Annotated in this window: 27 protein-coding genes; 10 read left to right on the top strand and 17 right to left on the bottom strand. The window is 62.9% G+C overall.

Features of this window, described 5'->3' with window-relative positions:
- Nucleotides 1-58 precede the first annotated feature (58 nt).
- The 3 genes from C2L65_RS29620 to C2L65_RS29610 all read right to left on the bottom strand — a co-directional run bounded on the left by C2L65_RS29620 (nt 59) and on the right by C2L65_RS29610 (nt 1774).
- On the bottom strand, nt 59-523 hold the full coding sequence (locus tag C2L65_RS29620) for a hypothetical protein (protein ID WP_042304422.1): 465 nt from the start codon (nt 521-523) through the stop codon (nt 59-61).
- Between the two features lie 136 nt (nt 524-659).
- Nucleotides 660-1187: a GNAT family N-acetyltransferase gene (locus C2L65_RS29615; RefSeq protein ID WP_042304423.1), complete on the bottom strand. Its 528-nt coding sequence runs from the start codon at nt 1185-1187 to the stop codon at nt 660-662.
- A complete protein-coding gene (locus tag C2L65_RS29610) occupies nt 1184-1774 on the bottom strand; it encodes a helix-turn-helix domain-containing protein (RefSeq protein ID WP_042304424.1) in 591 nt (196 codons plus the stop codon). Before C2L65_RS29610 ends, C2L65_RS29615 begins: the two co-directional genes overlap by 4 nt.
- A gap of 137 nt (nt 1775-1911) precedes the next feature.
- On the opposite strand from C2L65_RS29610, the gene C2L65_RS29605 reads away from it, so the two are divergent.
- Entirely contained in the window at nt 1912-4401 is a 2490-nt protein-coding gene (locus tag C2L65_RS29605) for a penicillin acylase family protein (protein ID WP_042304425.1), read from the top strand.
- Nucleotides 4402-4433: 32 nt separating this feature from the next.
- On the top strand, nt 4434-4805 hold the full coding sequence (locus C2L65_RS29600; RefSeq protein ID WP_042304426.1) for a nucleotide pyrophosphohydrolase: 372 nt from the start codon (nt 4434-4436) through the stop codon (nt 4803-4805).
- Nucleotides 4806-4809: 4 nt separating this feature from the next.
- On the opposite strand, the gene C2L65_RS29595 is transcribed toward C2L65_RS29600, so the two are convergent.
- The 10 genes from C2L65_RS29595 to C2L65_RS29550 form a co-directional block, all read right to left on the bottom strand.
- Nucleotides 4810-6030, bottom strand: a complete 1221-nt coding sequence (locus C2L65_RS29595) for an FAD-dependent oxidoreductase (RefSeq protein ID WP_042304427.1) — start codon at nt 6028-6030, stop codon at nt 4810-4812.
- 79 nt (nt 6031-6109) lie between these two features.
- On the bottom strand, nt 6110-6301 hold the full coding sequence (locus C2L65_RS29590) for a hypothetical protein (RefSeq protein WP_233446568.1): 192 nt from the start codon (nt 6299-6301) through the stop codon (nt 6110-6112).
- 262 nt (nt 6302-6563) lie between these two features.
- Entirely contained in the window at nt 6564-7142 is a 579-nt protein-coding gene (locus C2L65_RS29585) for a YceI family protein (RefSeq protein WP_042304428.1), read from the bottom strand.
- Nucleotides 7143-7178: 36 nt separating this feature from the next.
- Complete coding sequence (locus C2L65_RS29580) at nt 7179-7742, bottom strand: YceI family protein (protein WP_174485015.1); 564 nt, start codon at nt 7740-7742, stop codon at nt 7179-7181.
- A gap of 54 nt (nt 7743-7796) precedes the next feature.
- Entirely contained in the window at nt 7797-8366 is a 570-nt protein-coding gene (locus C2L65_RS29575; RefSeq protein ID WP_042304430.1) for a cytochrome b, read from the bottom strand.
- A 166-nt stretch (nt 8367-8532) separates the two neighbouring features.
- Nucleotides 8533-9075, bottom strand: a complete 543-nt coding sequence (locus C2L65_RS29570; protein ID WP_042304431.1) for a nucleoside deaminase — start codon at nt 9073-9075, stop codon at nt 8533-8535.
- 34 nt (nt 9076-9109) lie between these two features.
- Nucleotides 9110-10222 (bottom strand): BMP family ABC transporter substrate-binding protein, encoded by a 1113-nt coding sequence (locus C2L65_RS29565; RefSeq protein WP_042304432.1) that lies wholly within the window; start codon nt 10220-10222, stop codon nt 9110-9112.
- 121 nt (nt 10223-10343) lie between these two features.
- The gene (locus C2L65_RS29560; RefSeq protein ID WP_042304433.1) at nt 10344-10739 is read right to left on the bottom strand and encodes a VOC family protein; all 396 of its coding nucleotides are present in this window, start codon (nt 10737-10739) and stop codon (nt 10344-10346) included.
- A 164-nt stretch (nt 10740-10903) separates the two neighbouring features.
- Nucleotides 10904-11515, bottom strand: a complete 612-nt coding sequence (locus C2L65_RS29555; RefSeq protein WP_042304434.1) for a hypothetical protein — start codon at nt 11513-11515, stop codon at nt 10904-10906.
- A gap of 7 nt (nt 11516-11522) precedes the next feature.
- Complete coding sequence (locus C2L65_RS29550; RefSeq protein ID WP_042304435.1) at nt 11523-12917, bottom strand: selenium-binding family protein; 1395 nt, start codon at nt 12915-12917, stop codon at nt 11523-11525.
- Nucleotides 12918-13175: 258 nt separating this feature from the next.
- Between C2L65_RS29550 and C2L65_RS29545 the strand changes: the two genes are divergently transcribed.
- The 4 genes from C2L65_RS29545 to C2L65_RS29530 all read left to right on the top strand — a co-directional run bounded on the left by C2L65_RS29545 (nt 13176) and on the right by C2L65_RS29530 (nt 17442).
- Nucleotides 13176-13994, top strand: a complete 819-nt coding sequence (locus tag C2L65_RS29545; RefSeq protein ID WP_042304436.1) for a helix-turn-helix transcriptional regulator — start codon at nt 13176-13178, stop codon at nt 13992-13994.
- A 158-nt stretch (nt 13995-14152) separates the two neighbouring features.
- Nucleotides 14153-15517, top strand: a complete 1365-nt coding sequence (locus C2L65_RS29540; RefSeq protein WP_042304437.1) for an MFS transporter — start codon at nt 14153-14155, stop codon at nt 15515-15517.
- A 22-nt stretch (nt 15518-15539) separates the two neighbouring features.
- Entirely contained in the window at nt 15540-17234 is a 1695-nt protein-coding gene (locus tag C2L65_RS29535) for an FAD-dependent oxidoreductase (RefSeq protein ID WP_042304509.1), read from the top strand.
- A 28-nt stretch (nt 17235-17262) separates the two neighbouring features.
- Nucleotides 17263-17442 (top strand): hypothetical protein, encoded by a 180-nt coding sequence (locus C2L65_RS29530; RefSeq protein ID WP_042304510.1) that lies wholly within the window; start codon nt 17263-17265, stop codon nt 17440-17442.
- A gap of 807 nt (nt 17443-18249) precedes the next feature.
- On the opposite strand, the gene hpaR is transcribed toward C2L65_RS29530, so the two are convergent.
- Nucleotides 18250-18744 (bottom strand): homoprotocatechuate degradation operon regulator HpaR, encoded by a 495-nt coding sequence (gene hpaR, locus C2L65_RS29525; RefSeq protein WP_042304438.1) that lies wholly within the window; start codon nt 18742-18744, stop codon nt 18250-18252.
- A 283-nt stretch (nt 18745-19027) separates the two neighbouring features.
- Between hpaR and C2L65_RS29520 the strand changes: the two genes are divergently transcribed.
- Nucleotides 19028-19990, top strand: a complete 963-nt coding sequence (locus C2L65_RS29520) for a helix-turn-helix domain-containing protein (RefSeq protein WP_042304439.1) — start codon at nt 19028-19030, stop codon at nt 19988-19990.
- A 155-nt stretch (nt 19991-20145) separates the two neighbouring features.
- Here C2L65_RS29520 and C2L65_RS29515 read toward each other — a convergent pair whose 3' ends face one another.
- Together C2L65_RS29515 and C2L65_RS29510 are read right to left on the bottom strand one after the other, a co-directional pair.
- Nucleotides 20146-20835: an HD domain-containing protein gene (locus tag C2L65_RS29515; protein WP_042304440.1), complete on the bottom strand. Its 690-nt coding sequence runs from the start codon at nt 20833-20835 to the stop codon at nt 20146-20148.
- Nucleotides 20836-21052: 217 nt separating this feature from the next.
- Entirely contained in the window at nt 21053-21985 is a 933-nt protein-coding gene (locus C2L65_RS29510; protein WP_042304441.1) for a LysR substrate-binding domain-containing protein, read from the bottom strand.
- A 137-nt stretch (nt 21986-22122) separates the two neighbouring features.
- On the opposite strand from C2L65_RS29510, the gene C2L65_RS29505 reads away from it, so the two are divergent.
- Complete coding sequence (locus tag C2L65_RS29505; protein ID WP_042304442.1) at nt 22123-22896, top strand: transporter substrate-binding domain-containing protein; 774 nt, start codon at nt 22123-22125, stop codon at nt 22894-22896.
- 36 nt (nt 22897-22932) lie between these two features.
- A complete protein-coding gene (locus C2L65_RS29500) occupies nt 22933-24048 on the top strand; it encodes a succinylglutamate desuccinylase/aspartoacylase family protein (RefSeq protein ID WP_042304443.1) in 1116 nt (371 codons plus the stop codon).
- Nucleotides 24049-24460: 412 nt separating this feature from the next.
- On the opposite strand, the gene C2L65_RS29495 is transcribed toward C2L65_RS29500, so the two are convergent.
- Nucleotides 24461-25276 carry an SDR family NAD(P)-dependent oxidoreductase gene (locus tag C2L65_RS29495; protein ID WP_042304444.1) on the bottom strand — a complete coding sequence of 272 codons (816 nt, stop codon included), beginning with the start codon at nt 25274-25276 and terminating at the stop codon, nt 24461-24463.
- 128 nt (nt 25277-25404) lie between these two features.
- Between C2L65_RS29495 and C2L65_RS29490 the strand changes: the two genes are divergently transcribed.
- A complete protein-coding gene (locus tag C2L65_RS29490; RefSeq protein ID WP_042304445.1) occupies nt 25405-26343 on the top strand; it encodes a GlxA family transcriptional regulator in 939 nt (312 codons plus the stop codon).
- Nucleotides 26344-26354 lie beyond the last annotated feature (11 nt).

The raw sequence follows: 26354 nt of genomic DNA, 5'->3' as shown, positions 1-26354 counted from the left end.
CGTTTGCTGAGATGCTTCAGTAGCGGTGAGGATTTTCGGGAGCCGTATCCCGCAACCATTACGCCTGCTTGCGGATGGTCGGCTCCGCGTCGCCGTTTGCCATGATGCGGTCGAGCCGGGCGCTCGCATCCGTCAGCGCGCTGAGCGGCGCGCGCTGCAATTGCGCGTCGTAAGTGCTGACGATGTGCGAGAGCAGTTCGACATGCGCTTCGTCGATACGCCACTCGTCGCACGACCGGCCGCGCTCGAACGTGACCGCGAGCGCCTGATCGGCGGTGCGCAGCTGATCGTACGTCATCTCACCGTAGCCGAGATCGCACAGAAAGCCGGTCAGCAGCATCGTCTGCGTGAGCGTCTGCGCGGCACTCATGCTGCCTGCGCCACGACGCAGCGCGTCGAGGGCAATGTGTACGGGCAGGATCAGTTCGACAGCCATGCTGCGCGGGATGGGCAGAAGCATCGCTTTTGCCTGCCGCGCGCGCGCTGCCTGGTTGCTGCCGGGAAACGGAATGGTCTTAGCCATATCGCCTGAGAAAAAATTGGGAATGCTCTAGCGATAACGGCGCAAGGCGGAAAAGATTAAGGGCTGATTTCCCTAAACCGCAAACGTTTGTCAAATCTCATATTTCCTTCTTTTGCATAGCGGTCGAACGGCCGCATTAAAGATGCTTGAAATAGAAGGTCGTGCCGCAAAACGATCCATCCGGCATCAACGCATAGTTCGGCACTTCGCCGACGCGCTGCCAACCCGCACGCTCGTACACGCGCTCCGCCTCGCCGCCCGTCACGGTGTCGAGGACGAGCACGGTCTTGCCTTCGTCGCGGGCCACGGCATCGGCGGCTGCCATCAGCCGATGCGCGACGCCTTGCCGACGCGCGCGGGGATGCACGAGCATCTTCGCGACATCGGCGCGATGCGGCTGGTTGTCGGGCTGCGCGAGCACGAGCTGCACCGTACCGGCGATGCGTCCGTCCGCATCTTCGGCGACTAGCAGCGCGCGCTCGCCTCGTTCGACGCCCGCCGCCACCATTTGCCAGAAGGCGACCGCCTTGTCGCGCGCGAGCGGCCACATGAAGCTGACGGAAGCGCCGCCCGCGACGCAATCGATCAGCACGTCGGCAAGGCCGTCGATGCACTGCGCAGCCTCGTGCGCGCCGACGCGCCGCACGCTGATCGTCTCCGTCATGCGTTTCTCCTCACAGATGAAAAGGGCAGCGCCGACAGCGCCACCAGATAGCGCGCCGGGTTGCGCGTCGGGTTGTGAAACACGGTCGGGCAATCGAGGCGCATCGCCACGCAGTCGCCCGCTTCGAGCCGCCAGTGCGCGTCGCCGGCGCTGATTTCCATCGCGCCTTCGATCAGCCAGATCTGCTGATGGATTTCGGCGTCGCGCGCACCGGTCTCGTAGGCGACGCGCTGGCCGGCGGGAAAGTGAACCTCCACTAACTGGATTGGCGACGGCAGCGCGGGCGACAGATTGCGCCGCACATAGCCAGACCCCGGATCGGTCCAGACGGCCTGCTCGGCGGCGCGCGCGAGCGGCGACGGCGCCTCGGCGGGCGTCGCGGGCGCTTCGAACAGCGACGCGAGCACGACGCCGAGCGCGGTGGCGAGCTTGTCGAGCACGGCTGCCGTCGGGCTGCTTTGTGCGCGCTCGATCAGCGAGATAGCCGAGCGGCTCACGCCGCTGCGTTCGGCGAGCGCTTCGAGCGACAGCCCGTGGCTGTCGCGCAGTTCGCGCACACGGCGCGCAATCAGTGCGTTGATATCCATGGCGTCTAGCATACTGGATCAAAATTCCAGAATGCTGGATGAGCAGCGCTTTCGTTACAGTCGAATGCGAGCGTGCAAACTGCTTCGGGCACAATGCCCGGACGCCCCGATTCCCTGAACCACTACGAACCCGAACGATGAGCCGTCGTCCCGTCGTCGCAAGTCAATCGTCAAGCAGATCGATCGGTAAAACCGTCGGCCTCGTCGCGCTCGTGCTGGCGGGCCTCGTCGTCACGTTGCTGGGCGCGGCGCTGCTCGGCGGCTGGCTGCTGCTGCGCGGCAGTCTTGCGCAGCTGGACGGCACGCAGCGCGCGCCGTCGCTGTCGTCGGCGGTGACGATCGAGCGCGACGCGCTCGGCGTGCCGACCATTCACGGCGCGACGCGCGACGATGTCGCGTACGCGACGGGCTTCCTGCACGCGCAGGACCGCTTCCTTCAGATGGACCTGCTCAGGCGCGTCGCGGCGGGTGAAATGTCGGCGCTGGTCGGCCCGAACGCGCTCGAACTCGACAGGCGCAACCGGCTGCACCGCTTTCGCGCCCGCGCGCATGCGATCGTCGAAGCCATGCCCGCCGATCAGCGGCAACTGCTCGAGCGCTACACGGCGGGCGTCAATGCGGGGCTCGCCGCGTTGTCGTCGCGGCCGTTCGAATACTGGATGCTGCGCACGCAACCCGAGCCGTGGCGTGCCGAAGATTCGCTGCTGGTCGTCTACGCGATGTACTTCGATCTGCAGTCGTCCGAAACGCGCCGCATCCTCGCGCGCGCCGTGTTGCGCGACCGTGTGGACGCCGATCTGTATACGTTCCTGCTCCCCGCCGCGAGCCATTGGGATGCGCCTTTCGACAGCGCATCGACGCCGCCCGTCGAACCCGCACGCATTCCTTCGACGCGCCCCGACTGGCTCGCGGCACCGAAGCCGGCGAGCGTCGCAAGCGAGCAGACTGAGGACGTGACCGAGTCGGCCGTGGGCAGCAACGGCTGGGTCGTCGACGGCGCGCACAGCGCGCATGGCGGCGCGATCCTCGCGAGTGACATGCACCTCGGGCTGTCGCTGCCGAACATCTGGTATCGCGTTTCGCTGATGTGGCCCGCGGGCGACGGACTGCCGATGCACGCGCTGACGGGCGTGAGCCTGCCCGGCGCGCCGCTCGTGATTGCGGGCAGCAACGGCAAGATCGCGTGGAGCTTCACGAACAGCTACGGCCGCTATATCGACCTGATCGAGTTGCATCGCAATGCTGCCGACCGGTTGCAGTACCGCACGCCCGATGGCGCATGGGCGCGCGCGACCGTCTATCACGAGCGCATCGACGTGAAGGGCGGCGAGAGCGTCGACTTGCCGGTGGCAGAAACGCGCTGGGGACCGGAACTGACGATCGGCGCGCGCGCGTATGCGTTGCGCTGGGTCGCGCACGATCGCGAGGCCGTGAACCTCAATCTGCAAAAGCTCGAAGACGCGAAGACGATCGGCGAAGCGCTGCGCGTCGCGCAAACCAGCGGCCTCCCGACCCAGAACATCATGGTCGCGGACTCGCGCGGCAAGATCGGCTGGACGCTGGCGGGCCCGCTGCCGCAGCGCGATCCGGCTGACGTGCAAAACGGCCCGGACAGCGACACACCGTACGATTCGGCGACGTATAAAGGCTGGCAACACTATCTGCCGCCTGCGTCGTATCCGAAGCGCGTCGATCCGCCGCTCGGCCGACTGTGGACGGCGAACAATCGCGTGGTGATGTCGCGCGACGCCGCGCTGATCGGCGACTCGGGCGCGGACCTCGGCGCGCGCGCGTCGCAGATTCGCGACGATCTGCTCGCCGCGCCGAGCCCCGACGAACACGCCATGCTGTCGATCCAGACCGACGACCGCGCGCAATGGATCGAGGTCTGGCGGCGCGTCGCGCTCGAAGCGCTCGATGCTGGCGCGCTCGAAGGTCATCCGCAGCGCGCGGCGTTCCGGCAGCAACTGGTCGCATGGAATGGACGCGCGGATGTCGACGCTGTTGGCTATCGCCTCACACGCGGTTTCTTCTTCTCGCTGTACGACGCGTGGTTCGGCAGGCTCGACGCCGAACTTGCGGGCGCGGTGCCGGGCGGCGGAGACGGTAGTCCGCCGCTTGGTCTGCGCGTTGCAAACTCGCGCTATGAAGCCGTGATGGAGACGCTCGCCGAGCATCACGCGTGGATGCCGGAAGGCTTCAGGGACTGGCGCGCGTTCGTGCTCGACCGCGTCGATCGCACGATTGCCCAGTTGCCACCCGATACGCCGATCGAACAGGCGCGCTGGGGCGAGCGCAATCGTGCGGCCATCGAGCATCCGTTTGCGCGCATCGTGCCGGCGTGGCTGCCGTGGGTGCGCGGCTGGCTCGGCGCGCCGCACGATCCGTTGCCCGGCGATATCAACATGCCGCGCGTGCAGGGGCCGGCTTTCGGCGCATCGGAGCGGATGATCGTGTCGCCGGGACGCGAGCAGAGCGGCATCTTCGAAATGCCGGGCGGACAGTCGGGCCATCCGCTGTCGCCATACTTTCTCGCCGGTCATGAAGCATGGGTGCGCGGCGAGAAGACGTCGTTCCTGCCTGGCGCGCCCGTGCATCGGTTGATACTTGGCCGGACGGGGCAATGATTCTGTATTGAAGGTTTAAGTGGAGTGTCCGTATGGAGAAGGAACGCAGCAGCGATCTGCTCGCGGTGCGCGATCTGTTGAGGCAGTTCGTCGATGAGCGTGACTGGTCGCGCTTTCATTCGCCGAAGAATCTCGCGACGGCATTGAGCGTCGAAGCGAGTGAACTTTTGGAGCCGTTTCAATGGCTGCAGTCGGGCGAAAAGAGCGAACTCGCCGACGACAAGCTCACCGCAATCCGTCACGAAATGGCCGACGTACTCGCGTATCTCGTGATGCTCGCCGACCGGCTCGACGTCGATCTGTATGCGGCGGTGCTGGAGAAGATCGAATTGAATCGCGCGAAGTATCCGGCGCACAAGGTGCGCGGCGATTCGCGCAAGTACTCCGAGTACGGCGGCGATTAGCGGTTTATACCGTCGCGATGTCTTCCGCGAAGAAGCGGCGGCGCGCGTGTTCGTCGGTTGGATTGTCGGGGCCGCGGCCCTGCAGGTCGGGCACGCGCTGCGGCTCTTTCGCGAGATGCGGGAACACACGCGCCCTGCGCGCATCGGCAAGCGCGCCCGTTTCGTACATCAATTGCGTCAGCCAGTCTTCGATACGATGCAATGACGCGTAGTACGCATCGTGCTGACGCGCATAGTCTTCGGCGGCTGCGTGCCAGTCGTCGTTCGACAGCAGGCAGTCGCGCAGCACGCGCACGTCGCGCAGCGTCAACGCGAGCCCGCAGCCGAATGACGGATCGGACGTCGCCGCCGCGTCGCCGATCAACGCGACGCCATCGCGATACGGATGCTCGACCCAGCAATCGGCGCCGGGATAAGCCGCGAGCGGCCCCGTCGTGCGTGCGTCTGCGTACCATTCACGCGGCACGCCCGCTTCGACGGATAGATCGATGAAGGTCTGCGCATTGTGACTGCCGCTCAACGGATGATCGCGCGTCCCCGCGCCGTAAATGAAATACGAGCGATAGCGCCGCTCGCCGAGCGGAAAGATCAACGCGCTTCGGGCGATGGATGGCTGCTGGAAATACTGCACGGTGTCATCGGGCGCATCGAGATCTTCATGCAGCACGCCGGCTATGATGAGCCGCGACGCGTCCTGATTCGCCGCGAAGCCCGCGAGCCGCCGCATCGCGGAACGGCGGCCATCCGCGCCGACCACGAGCTTCGCCTGTACGCGCTCGTCGCCGTTCTCCGTGCGTATCACCAGAGCCGGCGCGTCGCCCGTTTCGAGTCCAACCACTGTTACGCCTCGCCGGACTTCGGCGCCCGCATCGCGGGCCGCATCGAGCAGCGTCTGCTGCATCGACGGATGATAGAAGTTGAAGCAGCCGTTGTTCGTCGGCGTGGTGGCGATCAGATCGCGCGTGTCGCGTGCCGTGCCGTTCAGATAGCGTTTCCACCAGCGGACTTCGCACGCGCCGCTGTCGCGCATCAGCGCGTCGATACCGAGCGCGCGCGCTTCGGCTACGCCCCACGGCAGCATGCCTTCGCCGCGCACGCGGTCCTTGAACGCCAGTTCGTGTTCGACGATCAACACGCGAGCGCCGTGCATCGCAAGCGCGCGGCCGAGCGTTGCGCCGCCCAGGCCGCCGCCTGCTATCACGACATCCCAGTGACTCTGTGACATGTTCGACGATCCTCGGCGGTAGCCGCTATCAGTTGAACGGACATCCGTCGCGCGTTTTGCAACCGTGGGCATCGGGCGATTACGGCGTCGGCGGATGCAGACGGCCGTCGTCGCCGAGTACGAGGCCTTGCCATGTCGCGGGCTTGCCGGACAGTTCCCACGCGGCGATCTGGGGCGGCGTTCTGTCGATGCCGCCGCGCACGTTCGCAAGCGCGGCGCGGTCGAGGGTTGCGTTGACGGACAGATCTTTGATGGTGAGCGTGTTCATCATCTTGCTCCTTCGGCGCGAAGCCCGCTTGCTTGCGGGAATGACCATTCAGAGGCAGAGAGCATGCCAGGCGCGTCAATCACGCCGTGACCGGAGTGTCAGCGCAGAAGTGATGGAAGCGGACCAACAAAAGCTCACCGCATGTCGGCGCAAACCGTCCATAGGTGAGCGTTTACGGGGGCGGTTCGTGTTGGTTCAAGGCGAAGGTCGCAGCAATAAAAAAAGCCGCCCGAAGGCGGCTCGCATAGCAGTCGACTCGAAGCGCTTACTGCTTCACGCCTTCCGTCTGGATATGCAGCACGGTCTTCGTATTGAAGCCGTACGACTTGCCCCAGTCGATGCCGAAGTCCGCGCGGTCGAACGTCGCCGTCGATTCCGCGCCGCACACTTCGCGCTTGAGCATCGGGTTGATGAAGCACTTGAACGATTCGATCTTCAGGTTCAGCGGCTTTGTCACGCCATGCATCGTCAGCGTGCCGATCACCTCGACGGGCGTGTCGCCGTCGAAGCGGATCTGCGTGCCCTTGTAGGTCGCCGTCGGGTACTTCGCTGCGTCGAAGAACTCCGGCGTTTGCAGATGCTTGTCGAGCTTGTCGTTGCCCGTATCGATCGAGGTCGTGTCGATCGTCACGTCGACCGTGCCCGTCTTCGCTGCGCGATCGAGCGTCACCGTGCCGCTCGACTTCTTGAACTTGCCGCGCCATACCGAGATGCCGCCGAAGTGATCGGCTTCGAAGCTCGGGTACGTGTGGTTCGGATCGAGCTGGTACGTATCGGCTGCCATTGCATTGAACGACATGCCCGCGATCAGCGCGCCCGCTGCGATCAACAGTTGTTTCTTCACGTTATTCTCCTAAGTTGATGAGTGTGCCCCGCGCGCTCAATGCTTTGCGGCGACGATGTGAAACTTGATGACGACGTCGTCGGCGACCACCGACGTATCTTTCCATTCGCCCGAGCCGATGTCGTACTGCGTGCGTTTGATGGGCAGCGAGCCGTCGAACGTCTGCGTCGCGCCCTGCTGCGTGATGGAAACAGGCACGGTGACCGTCTGCGATTTGCCTTTGATGGTCAGCTTGCCCGTGACCTTGTACTGATTGCCGCTGGCGGGCGCGATCGCCGTCGAAACGAAAGTCGCTTTCGGGAACGTCGCGCTGTCGAACCATTCCTTGCCGCGCACCTGCTTGTTGTACTCGGGGTCGCCGAGGTCATAGCTGTCGGTGTCGATCGACAGATTCGCGCTGCCTGCCGTTGGCTTCGCGGGATCGAACGTCAGTTGTGCGTTGAACTTCTTGAACGTGCCGTCGACGGGCACGTTCATCTGCTTCGATGTAGCGACGACCGTGCTCTTGCCCGCATCGACCTGCGCGAAGGCCGGCAACGCGGCGGCGAACAGAACGGCGGCGGCGCCCGCCAGCACGCGGCGATAAGAGTTGTTCTTCATGTTCATTCGATGATCCAGCGTAAGGTCAACGTGAAAGCGCCCTGAAAAGCGCGCTCATTTGAGGAAGGGAATCATGCGTGCCAGCAATCCGTCGCGTTCGACGAACTGATGCTTGAGCGCCGCCAGTACATGCATGGCGAACAGCACGAGCAGCATGTAGTTCAACGCGATATGCGTGGTGCGCAAGATCGCCTTCAGCGCCTGGTCGGGGCCGATGAAAGTCGGCAGCGGCAGCACGCCGAGATACACGACCTGCACACCCGCCGCCGAGCTGAACAAGTAGCCGGTGATTGGAATGGCAAGCATCAGTACATAGAGCAGCGCGTGCGTCGCGTGCGCGGCGGCCTTTTGCCAGGCGGGCATTGCAGCGGGCATCGGCGGCGCTGCATGCGTTGCGCGCCACACGACGCGCAGCACGGCCAGCGCGAACACGGTGACGCCGATCCACTTGTGCCACGAGACGTATTTGAGCTTCGTCGGCGTGAAGCCCGGAATGTCCGTCATGATCCAGCCGAGATAGAAGCCGCAGATCATCAGCAGCGCGATCAGCCAGTGCAGCGCAATGGCCGTGCGGCTGTAGCGCAGACTCTTACCTGCGCTTGGAGAAGAAGCGTGGGACGTCATAGGCAATCGAGGACCTTCGCGTGTTCAGTTCACTGTGGAGTGCGACGTAATGACGCCGCTTCCGATTGACGCGAATGGTAGTGGGCGAATATGCCTATGAATAGCTATGTGCGGGAGAACAGATCGTTGCGGTGGTGCGAGCAATCATTTAACAATGCGATGCGATTCAGTTCGAACGCGAGGCCCAGAACTCGCGCTGCGCCTGCATGATTTCTTCTTCGACTTCGGCGACAGGCCCGATCAGCTCGACGCGCTTCTGACAATGATCGAAGACGTATTGCGACGACACGCTCATTGTCGGGTTTTCAGCATGATTACCAGTGGCTTGCAGCAAGCGCTCTTCCGTCATCCCGAACACCACGCGGCCGATGTTCGCCCAATACGCTGTACCTGCACACATGCAGCACGGTTCGACGGTCGTATAGAGCGTGCAGCTCCACAGATACTGCGGCGTGAAGTTGAGCGCAGCAATGCGCGCAAGCACCGATTCCGCATGATTGACGGTATCGACGTTGCCTTGTTCGATCAGCACGCTCTCCTGATCCGGGCCAACGAGAATCGCGCCGAACGGATGATGGCCCATCAGTGTCGCGCGCTCCGCGACGACGCTCGCACGACGCAGATGACGCACGATCTGTTCGCGCGTCGGCGCAAGCCCCTGCTCGGGAAAGTCCGACGCGTTCTGTTTCGAAGGATTGGTTAGGCTCAAACGGTGTCTCCTCCTTTTATGTTCGCGTTCGCGCTTACTTCGGCAACGATCCGTCGACGCCCTGCACGAACCAGTTCAGCCGCAGCAGATCCGCATCCGACAGCGACTTGCCCGCTGCCACCTTGATCACGCCGCCTTGATCCTTGATTGGCCCGGAGAACGGGTCGAACTTGCCTGCGATGATGTCGTCGCGCTTTTGCGCCAGCGCTTTCTGCGCGGTAGGCGACACGGCTTGCGTATTGATGCTCGCGAGGTCGATCGCTTTTTCCTTGAGGCCCCACCACGTCGGCGTGTTGGTCCACTTGCCCGACTGCACCTGCTCGATCAGATGCGAATAGTAGACGCCCCAGTAACTCACGCATGCGCCCAGTTGCGCGTTCGGGCCGAATTGCTTCATGTCCGAGTCCCAGCCGAACGCATGCACCTTCTTCTGCTCGGCCGTCTGCATCGTGGCCGTCGAATCGGTGTTCTGGATCAGCACGTCGGCGCCCTGGCCGATCAGCGTTTCGGCTGCCTGCTTCTCCTTGCCCGGATCGAACCAGGTGTTGATCCACACTACCTTCACCTTTGCATTCGGATTGACTGAGCGCGCACCCATCGTGAATGCATTGATGTTGCGCACCACTTCCGGCACGGGCACCGACGCGACGAAGCCGAGCGTGTTGGTCTTCGTCGTATAGCCCCCGACCAGCCCCGCGAGATAGGCGCTCTGATAGGTGCGCACATCGTAAGTAGCGAAGTTCGCGGCCTTCTTGTAGCCGGTGGCGTGTTCGAAGACGATATCGGGGTAGTCCTTGGCGGTCTTCAGTTCGAAGTCCTGGAAGCCGAAGCTCGATCCGACGATGATCTTGTTGCCCTTGCTCGCGAGGTCGCGGAATACGCGCTCCGAATCCGCCGATTCCGGCACGTTCTCGACGCGCGTGACCTTGATCTTGTCGCCGAACTTCGTTTCGATCGCCTTCACGCCTTGTTCGTGCGCATAGGTCCAGCCGGCGTCGCCGGGATTGCCGAGGTAGACGAATGCGACGCCGAGTGGCTCCGCGGCCGTGGCAGACGTGCTAAGGGCGGCGGCGACGCCGAGCGTGGCGAGGAGCGTAGCCGGGACGCGCAGCGAACGCATGACTGCGCGGGCCATTCTTGTTTTCATGAAATCTCCGGAGACGGGAAAGGGGAGTCAGCGGAGATGGTCGTAAGCCAATATCGAGGTCGAAATTGAAATCCGTTATGCGCCCTATAACGGAATTGATATGAAGGATGTAGTGCGCAGGTCAGGGCAGGTTCAGTTGCCACGACACGCCGTAGCGGTCGCTGACCCACGCGAAACGGCGGCTGAAGCCGTAATCGTCAAGCGGCATCAGTTGCGCGCCGCCTTCGGACAGCGCCGCACACAGCTTCTCCTGCTGTGCCTCCGAATCGCAGTCGACGAACAGCGAGAACGCCGGCGTGAACGTGAAATCGTGCCTCGCTATGCTGTCGGTACACATCACCGTCTGCCCGGCGACGTGGAACGTGCCTTTCATCACCGAACCTTCGCGCCCCGGCGCGTCCGGAGCGTAATGGACGATCTCGACGATCCTGCCGTCGTCGAACAGCGATACATAGAACTTCATCGCTTGTTCGGCGTTGTGGTCCTGGAACAGCAGGAATGGACGAGCGGTCGTCATCGCGATGTCTCCGGAATGGTGAGCTTGCCTGTCATCAATGCACTCACGATTGCGCTACAGGTGAGATTATCCGGGAGCCGCGCAACGGTGAGTTGGCTCGCAACCCGCGCGGCACTGTAGTGAAAGGTGAGGTTATTCGGGACCCGTTCGAACATTGCGCGCGGCTAGCCGGTGACGATCATCAGCACGCCCGTGACGGTCAGCGCGCCGCACCAGAGCCAGTCGAAATTGACCCAGCCACGGCGCAGCATGCCGAGCCCGAGATACTGATACGCGGCAAGCGCGATCGCGCTTGCGGTCGCGAGCGTGACGACGGTATGCACAGCCGTCACCTGACCGACCGATTCGAGCGAACTGCCGACAGGCATCCCCGCGCCGCACAGCGGCAACAGCGCGGGTAGCAGCATCAGGCCGGCGCCGTGCATCGTCGCCATCGCCGCCGACCACAGCGCGAGCCCGACGAAGCCCGCCGTCATGCCGACGCGCACGCGCTGCTTGTGGCCGTAGAAATGGTGATACGCGGCCCATGCGATCAGCAGCAGGCCCATCACCATGCGCAGATGCTCCGTGTGGGCGAAGAGCCCAAGCGCAACGGCCGACGTCGTCACGAACATCACCGAGACGGCATGCCCGAGCGCGAGCGGCGGCAGCGCCATCAGCAGGGCCTTGCGGCTGCCATGCTGAAGCCCGAGCGCGGCCGCGAACAGCCAGCCCATCGCCGGGTTCACGCCATGAAAAATGCCGCTGCCGATCACCGTCGCCCACACGCCGTTCATTGCACGCTCACGGATAGCAATACGAATCCGACGACGCATCGCCGCCTTCCAGCCGGATCTGATGCGGCCGATGCGACTTCGGCCAGTCGACGAAGAAGTCGTTCGCCACAGTCAGGCCGCCGTTCTTCCCGGCGTCGAGCTTGACCATCCAGCCGTCGATCCCTTCCGTATAGAACTGCTCGTCGATCGCGCCGTACAGCGAGTTGGTGAAGTACACGCGGCTGCCGTCGCGGCTGACTTCGACCATCTGCGGGCCGCCGTTCAGCGGGCGCTCGCCTGCGGCCGGATGCGTCGCCCGCGCGGCAATGCCGCCGATGCGTACCGTGCCCGTCAATTCAGGCTTCATCGGATCGGAGACGTCGTATTGCTTGAGGTCGCCCGTGCCCCAGCACGACACGTACAGGAAGCGGTCATCGAGCGACAGCGCGATATCCGTGACGAGCGGCGGCACGGCGCCGAAGCCTTTGAGCATGGGCGGAAGCAATGAGGCGTCGGCGGGTTCGGCGGGAATCTCGATCACCTTGCGCGCGGCCCATTGATCGCCGTCGCGATACCACGTCCAGATCGACGCCGACAGGTCTTTGAGGCTGATCACCGAATTGACGAAGCCGTAGGCTTTGGTCGGATCGTGCGCGGGACGCAGTTCGAACACCAGCTGGTTCTCCGCGCCGAAGTCGACGACCTGCTTGTGCTTGCGCGTGTTCATGTCCCAGAAGTGCAGCCGATGCCCGTACTTGCCGCCCAGCAGCACTTCCGGCACGAGGCCGTTTTCGAAAGTCGCGGGCAGGCCCCATTCGCTCGTCACGACGGTGTCGTAGCCGAGATGCCACCAGCCGTCGTATGACAGCTCCTGCGGGCCGCGATCGATTTCCCACTGGCCGCGAATGTCGAAGGTCTCGTGATCCATCAGGAAGATGCCGCCGGGCGCTTCGCCTTGCGCATTCGCGAGCGACACGACGTAGATGCCCGCCGGCCCGCAGTGGACAGTATGCGGGCGCGTATAGCCCGCTTTTTCCGCGACTTCCGCGGGTTCGAGCACGCGGACGATCTGTGGCTTCCGCTTGTCCGGCTTCGTATCGAGAATATGGATGCGCGACGAGCGCAGCCCCGGCACGACGAGATAGCGGCGTTCCGTATGCGGATGCGGCGCGTTCGGACACAGGCACGAGCTGCAGGCGTTCCAGCCGAAGTGATGCAGCTCGTCCCCCGTATTGGGCATCGCCACGCGGCCGACGATGCGTCCATATTCTGCCGAGCCCGGATCGACATCGACGACGGCGAGTTCGTCGGGCGTTTCGCGCGACGGATCGAAGCTCGCCACATACGCGACGGTCTCCTTCGGCGCGCTGCTTGCCATGCGCGCGGAAGGATAGAAGGTCGGATCGGGTTTCCATGTCGCCATGACTCATCTCCGGAAGATGTTGCGATGCGGCACGCGAGTCGCGCGCGCCATCTATCAAAACGGCACGAGCGTTTGAGCTTTTTACTGTAGGCAATTTCGCGGCAGCTTGCGGGATTGTTAGTGTCGGCGTGACGTGCTGATCGGCGCAGTTGCGCCGGTTCGCATGTCGGAGCGCCCGCCGCCCATGCGCAAACGTGGCGCAGATTAAAATGATGCTATTCGTCGTTTCCTCTCGCCGCTTCCGGCCATACTCCGATCATGCGTTCATGGCGTCTCGACCGTCCCGTTTCTCAAGGGCAGCTGGATCTCAGCCGCGCGACGGGACTCGTTTCGTCGATCGGCAGCGACGATTCGAATGCGCTCGCCGCCGAAGTACTCAAGCTGCTCGGCGACATCGCGGCGATTTCGCAATGCACGATCTTCGCGTACGAGTTCGGCAACCGGCCGCGTACTGTTTCTGTGGCGGACCATCGCGGTGGGCGTTTTCTGCGCGACGTCGCGGATACGTACGCGCGTCATTTCTATGCACTCGACGGCAACCAGAAGATCGTTTCGTCGGCGCGCAACGACAAGCCCGGCTCGACACTCGTGCTGCATCAGCAGACCAGCGAAGACATTCTCAACGAAGCGTATCGCGCGGCGTGTTATCAGCAGCCGAACGTGTCGGACCGCGTGTCGCTGCTCGTGCAGCCGACGCCCGATATCTGGCTCTCGGTGAACCTGTATCGCGACCGACGCTTCGGCAATTACCATCCGCGCGAGATCGCGTTGATCGAAGCGATGGCGCCGTTGATTGCGCACGCGGCGAAGCATCACTACGCGATCTGCGGCCAGCGTGATCTGGCGATCTCGCATCTGATGCTCGCGCGCGTGCGCGGCCTCTGTCCCGAACTGTCGAAGCGCGAACTCGACGTGCTGACGGGCGTGCTCGAAGGACGCACCGCGCAGGAAATCGGCGACACGATGGGCATCAAGGCGACGAGCGTCGTTACGTATCAGAAGCGCGCGTTCCGGCGCCTCGGCATTTCGAGCCAGCGGCAACTGTTCGCGCTGTGCATCGGGCCGGGTAAGGTCTGACGCAATCCTCTTTTTCTCGGCACGCGTTTCCGCTGACTTATCCGCGTTTTCCCCAGGCCTTAACGGGCCCCACGTTGTACCCAAAATGAGGACAGGCAGCACATAGCCGCGCTCCATACTGCGACGCATCAGAATGCGACAACATCGGAGACAACGGTATGGACACCTCCTCGCGAGCCGGCGCGCTGCATGCGACGCCTGCCACCACCGCGCCGCATGCGCACGAACAACCGGTGATCGCGAAGGTATCGCGGCATCTGCTGGGGTTCCTGTTCGTGCTGTTCTTCTTCTCGTTTCTCGACCGCATCAACATTGGCTTTGCCGGCCTGACGATGATGAAGGACCTCGGGCTCACCAGCACGCAATTCGGTCTCGCGACGACGCTCTTCTACGTCGCCTACATTGCGTTCGGGATTCCGGGTAACGTCGTGCTGGCGCGCATCGGTGCGCGCAGGTGGATCGGCACGATCATGATCGCGTGGGGGCTTGCGTCGACGGCGACGATGTTCGCGTCGAGTCCCGGCACGCTGTACGTGTTGCGCGTACTGGTCGGCGTGACGGAAGCGGGCTTTCTGCCGGGCATTCTGCTGTATTTGACCTACTGGTTTCCGGCCGCGTACCGGGCGCGCGCCAACGCGCTGTTCATGATTGCGATGCCCGTGACGGCCGCGGTTGGTTCGGCGTTGTCGGGCTTCATTCTTGGACTCGACGGCACGCTTGGACTGAAGGGCTGGCAATGGCTCTTCCTGCTCGAAGGCTTGCCGTCGGCGATTCTCGGTCTCGTTGTGTATGCATATCTCGACGACAGCCCGCAACAGGCGCGCTGGCTCGACGACGAAGAGAAGCGCACGCTTGCCGCGGCACTTGCTGCGGAACATAAGCAGGACGCTACTGTGAGTGCTCATACGAATGGTCAGAAGAGCATCGTCAGTGAACTGCTCTCGCCGGCTGTCGTGAAGTTCGCGATTGCGTACTTCTGCCTCGTGAATACGCTCGCGATGGTCGCCGTGTGGACGCCGCTGATCGTGAAGAGCTTCAGCGCGGATGCGAGCAATCGCACGATTGGCTTGCTCGCCGCGATCCCGCAGGTGTGTACGATCATCGCGATGATCTGGTGGGGACGCCGTTCCGACCGCAAGCAGGAACGCAAATGGCATCTGATGATTCCGATGCTGTTCTCCGCTGCGGGCTGGCTATGCACCGCATACTCGGCGAACCCGGCGATGCGCATGTTCGGCGTGTGCCTCGCGTCGGCGGGTTCATACACGGCGATGTCGATCTTCTGGACCACGCCCGATCATGCGTTGAGCTTTCGCGCACGCGCCATCGGCATCGCCGTGATCAACGCGACGGGCAACATCAGTTCGGCGCTCAATCCGCTGATCGTCGGCTGGCTGCGGGATGGGACGCACAGCTTCTCGGCGGGACTGCTGTATTCGGCGGTGCTGCTGGTGATCGGCGTGATCATCGTGACGTTGCTGCCGATGGATAAACGCGAAGCGCCACATGCGCGGCTCGCCTGAACGAATCGATCTGGAGCATTCGATGAACAAGCAATTCAAACCGTATCCGTTCGCTGGGAAAAAATACGCAGCGCGCGTGCCGCAACTGACGCAGGGCGTGGACGCGCAGCGTCACGCGGTGACGATCGTCGGCGGCGGGCCCGTCGGACTGGCTGTCGCGCTCGGACTCGCAAATCACGGCGTGCGCTGCGTGCTGATCGAAGCGGACGACTCCGTCTGCTATGGCAGCCGCGCGATCTGCATCTCACGCCGTAGTCTGGAGATCATCGAACGGCTCGGCGCACTAGACGGCTTTCTGAAAACCGGCTTGCCGTGGACAGGCGGACGCAGCTTCTATCGCGAGACGGAAGTGCTGCACTTCACGATGCCGCAGGACGAGAACCAGAAGCTGCCGCCGATGGTCAACCTCGCGCAATATCACATCGAACAGTTCTTGCTGGATGCAGCGGAGAAGCGCGCCGATCTGATCGATATCCGCTGGCAGACGCGCGTGAAGTCGATCGATTCGCGTGACGATGGCGCAACGCTTCAATTGACCACGCCAGATGGCGACTACGCGCTAGAGACGGATTGGGTCGTCGCCGCCGATGGCGGGCGCAGCACGATCCGCGAAGCGCTCGGCTTGCAGTTGCAAGGCACGAGCTACGAAGGGCGCTATGTGATCGTCGATATCGAACTACAAAGCGATCGTCCGACGGAACGTCTCGCGTATTTTGATCCTTCGTCGAATCCGGGTTCGACTGTGCTCGTACACAAGCAGCCGGATAACGTGTGGCGAATCGACTATCAACTGCGCGACGGCGAAGACGCGGAGCAGGCTGTGAAGCCTGAAAACGTGATGCCGCGCGTGCAGAGCCTGCTCGATATGATGGGCGAGAAAGGCGAGTGGGCGCCGATCTGGATCACGATCTACAAGGCCAATGCGTTGACGCTCGAGCGCTATCGTCACCAGCGCGTGATGTTCGCGGGCGATGCCGCGCATCTCGTGCCGATCTTTGGCGTGCGCGGCGCGAATTCGGGTATTGATGATGCGGACAATATCGCGTGGAAGCTGGCGTTTGTTGTGAAGGGATTGGCGTCGGCGAAGTTGCTCGATAGCTATTCGGATGAGCGTGTTGCCGCTACGCATGAGAATTTGAGCTATGGCACGAAGAGTACCGAGTTCATGGCGCCGCCTTCGTTTGCATTCGATCTGATGCGCAAGGCCGTGTTGAGTCTTGCCGTGAAGCATCCGGGTGTGCGCTCATTGATTAACCCGCGGCAGACGTCGGCGATTACTTATGCGCAGTCGCCGCTGAATGTTGCCGATGGCGATGGGTTTGCGGCGGGGCCGGTGCCGGGGGCGGTGCTTGCCGAGTTTCCGGTGACGATTGCTGAAGGTGGGCATGCGCGTGAAGCGCATTTGACTGATCTCGTCGGTGCGCGGTTTACGGTGTTGTGTTTTGGTGAAGAGGGCGACGTGTCCGCTGACTTCACTGCAGTTGGGCAAGCGATGCGTGAACGTGGGGTGCCGTTCAAGGTTGTGTCGATCAGCGCGCGTTTGCATGCCGAGGCGCAGGGCGTGCATGCGTGGGATCACACGGGGCGCATCTTCGAGCGCTATGACGCGAAGCCGGGCACGGTGTATCTGCTGCGCCCGGATGGACATGTGCTGGGGCGCTGGCGCAATGCAAGCGCGGATGATGTCGAGACCGCGATTACGCGCGCGCTTGCTTGATGAACCGATTCAACGAATGGAGAACGCGATGACCGATGCAGAACTCGATACCGTCTATACGCGGCTGTGCAAGACGATGACCCAAGTCGGCGAGGCTAATGCGCCGATGTTTCTGGCGCGGTTTGCGCTGCTGGCGATTGAGAAGATTGGTGATGCGGATGTGTCGTTGAAGTTGATCGAAGCAGCGGGTGAGGGGGAAAGTGAGTAGCTTTTGCGCTTCATGCGTTGCCGTTCGGTGTTTTTGCTTTTCGCTGGCATCCGCGATTTGTTAGCGTGCTTCACGCGTCGCCCCTGTGCGGGGCGGCACCTACTTTTCTTTGCCGCCGCAAAGAAAAGTAGGCAAAAGAAAGCGGCTAACACCGCTAACATTTTTTCTTGCCTGAGGGACCCCAACCGGTCCCACGCCTCACACGGCAATCACGTGATTCATGTTTGTTGCCAGCGCTCTTGCGGTGCGCCTCACCCGCTTCGCGCGTCCGCGTCGCAGCGTGCCGCGCCGGATATTCCTCCGCCGCCCAGGTGGCAAACTGTGTGTAGGCCGTAGCGCTACACACGCCTCACTTCGGACCGATAGTACACGCGTCCCACCAGGTAAGAGCGCCGAGTTATACGACGCGACAACCTACACACAGTTTGCCACCTGGGCGGCGCAAACCATTCGCTGCCGCCAGTCCTTGTACGGGTATCTGAAGCGGGTGAGGCGTCTGTTGAGAGCGTTCGCAACGAACGCGAACAGATACGTTGCCGTGTGAAGCGTAAGACCCTCTGGGGGCCCTCAGGCAAAAACTAGCACTGGCGGGGTGAGCCGCTTTCTTTTGCCTACTTTTCTTTGCGGCGGCAAAGAAAAGTAGGTGCCGCCCCGCACAGGGGCGACGCGTGAAGCACGCTAACAAATCGCGGATGCCAGCGTAAAGGCCAAAACACCGAACGGCAACGCATGAAGCCCAAAGGCAAATCGCAGATACCACTAGCAATATCTGTTCGCAGATCCGGCTACTGTCACGCGCCACGCGCTTCACGTGCCGCGTTCGTCTCGCTCCGCATTGCGGCTTTCTTCCGCATCCAGTTCCCTGATCAACGCATCCACCGCCGCATAAAGATCACCGACAACCTTCGCACCAACTTTATCTTCCAGCGCGCGATATTCCGCTTCGAGCATCGGCTTCATCCGCTCGACGATCTCCGCGCTCTGGGCAGTCAGCGACACGCGCACGCGCCGTTGATCGTCCTCGAAGCGCGCTTTCGTTACATGGCCAAGATCTTCCATACGCGCCAGGACGCCGGCGAGACTCGGACTCGAAATCGTACACAGCGCGCAGATCTGCCGGGGCTCCAGCGGCCCGTTTTCGTGCAGCGCGCGAATGATGCGCCATTGCTGCTCGGTCAGCCCCTGCGCCGTAAGCAAGGGACGAAAGCGCGCCATCATGAGTTCGCGCGCGCGCAGCAGCAGCATCGGCAGATTGCGATGCATCGCGAGAGGCGTGGCAGAGCGGGATCGGGTCGTCACCATTGATATCCAGGCGGGAAAAAGCGATTCGCTAGGATATAAGTAAATCTAGCCCGGTAACAGCCGGGCATTAAGGATTTTCTTTAGTGCGCCTGGTGTTCTGGAAGGCTTCGGCGGATTTTTGACGCCGACTAGAATGGGGAAGTAAGCGCGTCCGTCAAAATCCACGGACTGTCGCGTCCAGCCGACGAAAACGCCCAGGACAAACCCTCGGAAGCATTTCCCCGACCGCGTGGTCGGTTTATTCTAGGCAACTTGGCGGTTTTTTTGAGATTGTGGGGGCACCGTGTACGTTCATCACCAGTTCTTCAACGATGCCGATGACCACGCGGCCGCGCTGCGGGGCTGGGATCAGCGTTACGACCAGATCGGCTCAGGCACGTTTCGCAGCGCGGTGAAGCAGATCGAGCTGGACGGCCTGCAGGTGTTCCACGAGTCGGCGAATCTGCGCGTCGTGCAGCGCGGGCAGTTGCCGGACAATCATATGACGTTTGGCATTCCGCTCGCGGGCGCAGGGGCGTTCTCGTTCGGCGGCGTGCGTATCGATCGCGGCGGGTTCGTGATGGCGCAAGGCGGCATGCCGTTCGAGTTCCATTCGCCCGACGATATGGCACTGATCGGCGTCGTGGTCGATTCGGACATGCTGCAAGGCGTCGCCGATTGCGCGGGCGTCGAACTCGACGACAATCTCTTTCGCCGCACCGTGCTCGATATTCCGAATGCCGCATGTACGCGCGCGGGGCTGCAACTCGCGACGCTGATCGAACGCGTGCTGGCGCAACCCGACGCGTTCGACGACATCCGCGCGCAGCACGCGGTGCGCAATCAGGTGAGCGAGGCGCTGGTCGATCTGCTCGCGTATCACGTGCCCGCATCGTCGAACCGGCTGACCTATGCATGTCAGGCCGATATCGTGCGCCGCATTCACGATTTCGTGGTCAACCATCCCGACGAGCTCATCGACATTCAAAGCCTCTGCACGCAATTGCGCGTGAGCCGGCGCACGGTGCAGAACAGTTTTCAGGCTGTCGTGCAAACCAATCCGCTGACTTACGTGCGCTCGTTGCGGCTCGCACAGGTGCGGCGCCTGCTGCTCGATACGCGCCAAGCCGATCTTTCCGTCAGCGATGCCGCCGCTCAGTGGGGATTCGTTCACCTCGGGCATTTCGCCAATGCGTACAAGGCGCAGTTTGGCGAACTGCCTTCGCACACCGTTCGACGGTCGTCACGCGCAATTCTGGCGCGATGAGTGAAGCGCGAACAAATCAACCGTTCGCAGTTCTGTCCCGACAAAAAAAAGAATCCGCGCTCGCGAGAACGCGGATTCAAAGGCACGCTTGAGCGGAGACTGCAAGCGGCTTGATCGTCAACAGACCTTGACGAGGAGAGAGCGGTCAGTAGCGCTTAGCCGTGGTTGTGCGCGGGATTGCGGCACGTGCCCGCCTGCACGTTCGAGTCGTTCCACGCCGAGCCGAGGATGATGCTGCAGAAGTTCAGGCGCTTGTATTCCGGGTCTTTCAGCGCGAGCACGTCGGCCTTCACGTTGCCGAACGTCGTCAGCGGCTTGTGTTTGGTGCCGTTCGCGAACGCGTCGATGATGTTTTCCTTGAAGCTCTCGCCGCGCGGATGCGCTGCGACGATCAGCTTGCGGTCTTCCGTCGAGAACTCGTCATAGGCGAGACCCAGCACGTCCATTTCGACGCCGGCCGTCACCAGCGCCACCACGGGTTTCTTGTACTGCGGAATGCCCGGCGTCGTGTGCAGCGCGATCGAGTCCCACACCATGTCGATGTCGTTTTCGTCGATGCCGTAGCCCTGCAGAAAATTACGCGCGACATTCGCGCCATCGACTTCGAAGCGGTCGTGCGCGCTGCTGTATTTCTCCATCAGGCCCATGTCATGGAACATTGCGCCGATGTACAGCAACTCCGGGTCGTACTTCAGTTGCTTGCGCTCGCCTGTCAGCGCGCCGAACAGGAACACGCGGCGCGAGTGGTGATAGAGCAGATCGGTTTCGGTGTCGCGCACGAGCTGCGTCGCTTCGCGCGCCATCTTGCTGTCGGGGATCTTGATGCCTGCGATGATTTCGCTCATTTCGGGTTCTCCAGAACGTGATCGGTGGTGGCCGTTCGCTGTGTCGAAGTGAGCGATCGGCGTGTGATCAAAGTGTAGGGAGAGCCTCCGCGCGCGGCAAAAGCATTGATACACGCGATGCTGCCAACTGCGCGCGGTTTTCTGCCAAGGCCGGCGGAACGTGCTTCAGGTGAGGGTTTACGGGAGCCCGAACAGTGAGCGGTGGTTGCTGGCTCAACTATGTCCGATGATTTCGCGCGCGCACTGTTCGCGTGTACGACGCGATCATCGTTGCGAGTTCCTGGGCGGCGGGCGTGAGCGGCGCGGCGGCGCGTTGCAATACGCAGACGTCCTGCGCGGCGACGCGCTCGCGCACGTCGATCGTGGTCAGCACGCGCGCGAACGGCCCGCGCTTCGTCACCACGGCTGCCTCCAGCGACAGACAATCCGTCTCGCTCACCAGATGCAGTGACTCGAACAGCCCTTCGACGGTCGAGACGATTCTCGGCGGCGCGAGATGGTGACTCGCGAACAGATCGTTCAGGCGGTGCGCTTGCGGATCGTCGGTGAGATTGGGCGAGCGCGTCGCGATCCACGAGCAATCCGCGAGTTCGGCAAGTGACTTTGCATGCGCCATCGGATGACCGCGCCTGCATACGACGACGGGATCGGACGGATACAGCTTCGTCACGGAGAGGTCGGTCGTGTCCGTGTGCTTCGAGACGAGCGCGACGGCGAAGTCGAGCGTGCCCTCGCGTATCCACTGAATCATCATCCGCGACGTGCCCGTGCGCATGTGCGCGGCCACGCGCGGAAAGCGCTCGCGAAACTCGGTCAGCACGGGCGCGCCCGCATCGATCAGCGGCTCGGTCGTCATGCCGAACGTGACCTGTCCGGCGTACTCGCCACGCAGTTGCTGCGCTTCATGTTCGGCGCGCGCGCATTCGCCGAGGATCGTCGCCGCGCGTTGCAGCATGCGCTGCCCGATCGCCGTCAGCGCGATGCCGCGATTGGTGCGCGTGAAGAGCGTGGCGCCGAGCATCGATTCGAGGTTCTGCAATTGCTGCGTGATTCCGCTTTGCGCGATACCGAGCGCGCGCGACGCGGCGCGGATGCTGCCGTGCTCGGCCACAGCCGTGAACACGCGAAGTTGGGAAATGGTCAGGGCCATCGTCGACAGGAGTGAAAAAGCGGGCGATCAGCAGAAGTGATCATGATAGACAGATTTGCACTCTTTTGTATCACTGGCGCATCGTAGGATCGGCTCAGAATCCATCCCGTCACCGCCGACCGATAGGCCCGTTAGCCATGAAGACTTCGCTGATACTTCTCCTCGCCGCACTGGGTTTCGCAAGCCATGCAGCGTTCGCACGCGATAACGACACGATTCGTCTCGGCATCGACCCGACCTATCCGCCGATGGATGCGAAATCCCCCGACGGCAGTCTCAAGGGCTTCGACGTCGATCTCGGCAATGAAATCTGCAAGCGCATTCACGCGCGCTGCGAATGGGTCGAACTGGAATTCTCCGGCATGATTCCGGCGCTTCAGGCTCGCAAGATCGACGCGATCATGTCGTCGATGGCGATCACCGCGAAGCGCGAGCAGCAGATTCTCTTTTCGTCGAAGCTGTTCCAGTTCAAATCGCGACTGGTTGCAAAGCAGGGCACCGCGCTGAACGGCAGCGCGCCCACGACGCTCGCCGGCAAGCAGATCGGCGTGCAAACGGGCACGCAGTTCGAGTCGTTCGCGCAGTCGCACTGGGCGCCCGCTGGCGTCCATGTGGTGGCGTACAAGGGCCAGGACGAAGTATTCAGCGATCTGGTCAATGGACGCCTGGACGGCGCGTTGCTCGGCACCGTCGAAGCCGACTACGGCTTCCTGCGCACGCCGCAAGGCAAGGGCTTCGCGTTCGTCGGCGAGCCGCTCGATATGGGCGATCGCGGCGTCGGCATCGGCTTGCGCAAGGACGAAGCCGCGTTGCAGACGTCGATCAACACCGCAATCGCGTCGATGCGCAAAGACGGCACCTACGCGCAGATCGCGCACAAGTATTTCGACTTCGATCCGTACGGTAACTGATCCGGTTACACGTCGAACGACATCCAGAAGAGTCACATGAACAGGCAATCGATTCCGCTTCTTTCGCCCGCCGTGGGCACGTCACGCGAACTCGTCGCGTTTCATTTCGGCCCGCAAAACAGCGGGCAAAAAATCTATATCCAGTCGTCGCTGCACGCGGACGAAACGCCCGCGATGCTCACGACGGTGCTGCTCAAGCGGCGCCTCGTGGAACTCGAATCGCAAGGCTTGCTGAAAGCCGAAATCGTGCTCGTGCCCGTCGCGAATCCCGTCGGGCTCGGGCAGCATGTGCTCGGCCAGTTCATCGGCCGGTTCGAAACGGGCAGCGGCAAGAACTTCAATCGGCACTTCATGCAGTTCACGACGCTGCTGGATCGGGCGAAGGACCGCCTCGGCGCCGACGCGCAGCAGAACCGCAATCTGATTCGCGAACTGGTGCGTGAGCAACTGGATGCGCAAAAGCCGCTCACCGAGTACGAGTCGTTGCAACTCGCGTTGCTGAAGCTTTCTTACGACGCGGACGTCGTGATCGATCTGCATTGCTCGCTCGAAGCGGTGATGCACGTCTACACGAGCGAGGCGGGTTGGCCGGAGGTCGAGCCGCTCGCGCGCTATCTGCGCTCGGAAGCGTCGCTGCTCGCAACGGACTCAGGCGGCCAGGCGTTCGACGAAGCGCACAGCCTCTTGTGGTGGCATTTGCAGCAACAGATGCCCGCCGGCAAGCCGGTGCCGACGGGCACGGTTGCGGTGACGATCGAATGCCGCGGACAGCGCGACGTATCGTACGAGGTTGCGCAGCAGGACGCCGACGCGCTCGTCGACTATCTGACGCATCGCAAGGCAATTGAAGGCAGCGCGAAGCCGCTGCCGGAACTGCCGACGCCCGCGACGCCGCTCGCGGGCAGCGAGCAGTTCTACGCGCCCGTTAGCGGCATCCTCGTGCATCGCGTGAAGATCGGTGACTGGATTCGCGCCGGCGACGCGCTGTTCGATATCGTCGATCCGTTGACAGACGAAACCACGACGATCACCAGCAATACGGAAGGCGTGCTCTATATGCGACGCGCGATCCGCTTCGTGACGGCGGGCGCGCCGCTTGGCCGCGTGACGGGAACGCGGGCGTTCCGTACCGGCGTGCTGCTGGGCGCGTGAGGCGCATGGCGTGCGCTGGGTCGACACGGGGTGGGCGGCGAGTTTAGGCGCATAAACTCTGCGCCTCGGCACGGGCTGGCTGTTCGCGGCGTGCGGTGCTTCGGGCATGCGGTTTAGGCGCATAAACCCTGCGCCTCCGCGCGGGTTTGCTGTTCGCGACGTGCGGCGTTTCGGGCATGCGGGTCAGGCGCATAAATGCCGCGCCTCGCCGCGTGTTAGCCGCTCGCAACGTCCGTCCCTTCGGGCATGCGGTTTAGGCGCATAAACTCCGCACCTCACCGCGTTCTGACCGTTCGCGAAGCCTGACGCTTCGAGCACATGGTCTAGGCGCATAAACTCGCCGCACCCCGCACGGCAAAGCGCGACGCGACGTGAAACCCCCATCGCGTCGCACCGCACTCACTTCACAACATCAAGCCACGTTGAACCGCGCAGCCGGTGTCGTACGCGACAAATTCGGCCCGAGCGCGGCGCGCGCCGACTCGAACGCTTGCCAGTCGGCGTAATCGGGCAGCGACGGAATCGTCGCGAGTTCACCCAGATCGAAGCCGACAAGAGACGCATCCACCATCTGTTCCGCCGACATCACAATGCCCATCTCTTCGACGGTCTCGATCGGCATGCCCGCGACGCTCCAGAACTCGGTGCGCGTCGCGCCCGGCAAAACGGCTTGCACCTTGACACCCTTGCTCGCCAGTTCGTGATGCAGCGATTGTGTGAACGCCAGCACGAATGCCTTCGTACCGCCATACACGCCGTTCAGGATTTCCGGCGCCACTGCCACGATCGACGCAATGTTGATGATGTTGCCGCCGCCACGCGCGACGAAACCGGGCGCGATGGCGTACGTGAGCCGCGTCAGCGCGACGACATTCAGCTTGATCATCGCTTCCATCTTGTCGACGTCGGAATCCACCAGCGGTGCCGCTGCGCCGACGCCCGCGTTGTTCACCAGCATCGTGATGCTCGCGTCGGTGCGCAGCACGTTTTCAACACGGCGGATATCGGCGTCGTCGTTCAGATCGGCGGCGACGATTTCTACCGAGCGGCCCGTTTCGTTCGAGATTCGTGTCGCCAGTTGTTCGAGGCGCGCGCGGTTGCGGGCAACGAGGATCAGGTCATAGCCACGGCGTGCGAGGCGGTCCGCGTAGATCGCGCCGATGCCCGACGAGGCGCCCGTCACGACGGCTGTGCCGAGGTTCGCTGCGGTATTGGAAGAATTCGACATATCAATGCTCCTGAGGTCAGAGGGCGCAGGCGACGCGGCGTCGTCTGCATGACCGTCAGATTAGGTGCATACTCACATGGCCTCAATGTCGTATATGCCTCTTTTCCGGACATCACTGGAGCCAAGCCATGCTGCGCGTCGGAATCGTTCTGTTCCCCGGTTTTCAGGTGATGAATCTCGGCATGACGAGCGTGCTGGAGTTCGCGAACCGCGAGATGAGCGAGCCCTTGTACGAATACGTCCTGCTGTCCGAGCACGGCGGGCCGGTGCCGTGCTCGTCCGGCTTCGAGGTCTCGACGCAGCCGTTCGACGACAGCCGCTTCGACACGATCCTCGTCGTCGGCGACAACGATCTGCAGCCCTCGCCGCCGTCGCTGATCGAGTTCCTGAAGCGGGCGGCGCCGGCGGCGCGCCGCGTTGCCGCCGCCTGCACGGGCGCGTTTCATCTGGCCGATGCGGGCCTGCTGGACGACAGGCGCGCGACCACGCACTGGTACTACGCCGAAGACATGCGCAAACGTTATCCAGCTGTGAAAGTGGAAGAGGACCGCATCTTCATCATCGATAACGACGTGTGGACGTCGGCGGGTATGACGGCGTGCATCGACCTTGCGCTCGCGTTCGTCGAGAAGGACGCGGGCGTGGAGCTAGCGCGCCATGTCGCGCGCAAGCTCGTCGTGTATCACCGGCGCGCGGGCGGTCAATCGCAGTTTTCGGCGCTGCTCGAACTCGAGCCGAAGTCCGATCGCATCCAGACGGCGCTGTCGTACGCGAGGCGCAATCTGAACACGCCGCTTTCCGTCGAGCAGCTCGCGGACGCCGCGCATCTGAGCCCGCGGCAGTTCACGCGCGCGTTCAGGGAAGAAACGGGGCAGACGCCCGCGAAGGCGGTCGAGCGGCTGCGCGTCGAAGCGGCGCGTCTGATGCTCGAGACGGGGCGGCACGGCGTCGACGTGGTGGCGCGCGACGTGGGCTTCGGCGACCGCGAGCGCATGCGCCGGGCTTTTTTGCGTGCGTTCGGCCAGCCGCCTCAGGCGATCCAGCGATTGACGCGCGGCATCGAATGACGGATTTAAAG

This window comes from Paraburkholderia terrae, from assembly GCF_002902925.1.
Taxonomy (GTDB): domain Bacteria; phylum Pseudomonadota; class Gammaproteobacteria; order Burkholderiales; family Burkholderiaceae; genus Paraburkholderia; species Paraburkholderia terrae.
The sequence above is the reverse complement of the archived record's forward strand: the minus strand, read 5'-3'. Positions and strand labels throughout refer to the sequence as shown.

What these genes read in the sequence shown, in the direction of transcription:
- C2L65_RS29510 (WP_042304441.1), bottom strand. Translation starts at nt 21,985, where the DNA reads ATGGCCCTGACCATTTCCCAACTTCGCGTGTTCACGGCTGTGGCCGAG.
- C2L65_RS29610 (WP_042304424.1), bottom strand. Translation starts at nt 1,774, where the DNA reads ATGGATATCAACGCACTGATTGCGCGCCGTGTGCGCGAACTGCGCGAC.
- C2L65_RS29615 (WP_042304423.1), bottom strand. Translation starts at nt 1,187, where the DNA reads ATGACGGAGACGATCAGCGTGCGGCGCGTCGGCGCGCACGAGGCTGCG.
- C2L65_RS29545 (WP_042304436.1), top strand. Translation starts at nt 13,176, where the DNA reads ATGCGTTCATGGCGTCTCGACCGTCCCGTTTCTCAAGGGCAGCTGGAT.
- C2L65_RS29560 (WP_042304433.1), bottom strand. Translation starts at nt 10,739, where the DNA reads ATGACGACCGCTCGTCCATTCCTGCTGTTCCAGGACCACAACGCCGAA.
- C2L65_RS29530 (WP_042304510.1), top strand. Translation starts at nt 17,263, where the DNA reads ATGACCGATGCAGAACTCGATACCGTCTATACGCGGCTGTGCAAGACG.
- C2L65_RS29500 (WP_042304443.1), top strand. Translation starts at nt 22,933, where the DNA reads ATGAACAGGCAATCGATTCCGCTTCTTTCGCCCGCCGTGGGCACGTCA.
- C2L65_RS29595 (WP_042304427.1), bottom strand. Translation starts at nt 6,030, where the DNA reads ATGTCACAGAGTCACTGGGATGTCGTGATAGCAGGCGGCGGCCTGGGC.
- C2L65_RS29490 (WP_042304445.1), top strand. Translation starts at nt 25,405, where the DNA reads ATGCTGCGCGTCGGAATCGTTCTGTTCCCCGGTTTTCAGGTGATGAAT.
- C2L65_RS29540 (WP_042304437.1), top strand. Translation starts at nt 14,153, where the DNA reads ATGGACACCTCCTCGCGAGCCGGCGCGCTGCATGCGACGCCTGCCACC.
- C2L65_RS29565 (WP_042304432.1), bottom strand. Translation starts at nt 10,222, where the DNA reads ATGAAAACAAGAATGGCCCGCGCAGTCATGCGTTCGCTGCGCGTCCCG.
- C2L65_RS29600 (WP_042304426.1), top strand. Translation starts at nt 4,434, where the DNA reads ATGGAGAAGGAACGCAGCAGCGATCTGCTCGCGGTGCGCGATCTGTTG.
- C2L65_RS29550 (WP_042304435.1), bottom strand. Translation starts at nt 12,917, where the DNA reads ATGGCGACATGGAAACCCGATCCGACCTTCTATCCTTCCGCGCGCATG.
- C2L65_RS29505 (WP_042304442.1), top strand. Translation starts at nt 22,123, where the DNA reads ATGAAGACTTCGCTGATACTTCTCCTCGCCGCACTGGGTTTCGCAAGC.
- C2L65_RS29590 (WP_233446568.1), bottom strand. Translation starts at nt 6,301, where the DNA reads ATGATGAACACGCTCACCATCAAAGATCTGTCCGTCAACGCAACCCTC.
- C2L65_RS29580 (WP_174485015.1), bottom strand. Translation starts at nt 7,742, where the DNA reads ATGAAGAACAACTCTTATCGCCGCGTGCTGGCGGGCGCCGCCGCCGTT.
- C2L65_RS29515 (WP_042304440.1), bottom strand. Translation starts at nt 20,835, where the DNA reads ATGAGCGAAATCATCGCAGGCATCAAGATCCCCGACAGCAAGATGGCG.
- C2L65_RS29495 (WP_042304444.1), bottom strand. Translation starts at nt 25,276, where the DNA reads ATGTCGAATTCTTCCAATACCGCAGCGAACCTCGGCACAGCCGTCGTG.
- C2L65_RS29555 (WP_042304434.1), bottom strand. Translation starts at nt 11,515, where the DNA reads ATGAACGGCGTGTGGGCGACGGTGATCGGCAGCGGCATTTTTCATGGC.
- C2L65_RS29575 (WP_042304430.1), bottom strand. Translation starts at nt 8,366, where the DNA reads ATGACGTCCCACGCTTCTTCTCCAAGCGCAGGTAAGAGTCTGCGCTAC.
- C2L65_RS29605 (WP_042304425.1), top strand. Translation starts at nt 1,912, where the DNA reads ATGAGCCGTCGTCCCGTCGTCGCAAGTCAATCGTCAAGCAGATCGATC.
- C2L65_RS29620 (WP_042304422.1), bottom strand. Translation starts at nt 523, where the DNA reads ATGGCTAAGACCATTCCGTTTCCCGGCAGCAACCAGGCAGCGCGCGCG.
- hpaR (WP_042304438.1), bottom strand. Translation starts at nt 18,744, where the DNA reads ATGGTGACGACCCGATCCCGCTCTGCCACGCCTCTCGCGATGCATCGC.
- C2L65_RS29535 (WP_042304509.1), top strand. Translation starts at nt 15,540, where the DNA reads ATGAACAAGCAATTCAAACCGTATCCGTTCGCTGGGAAAAAATACGCA.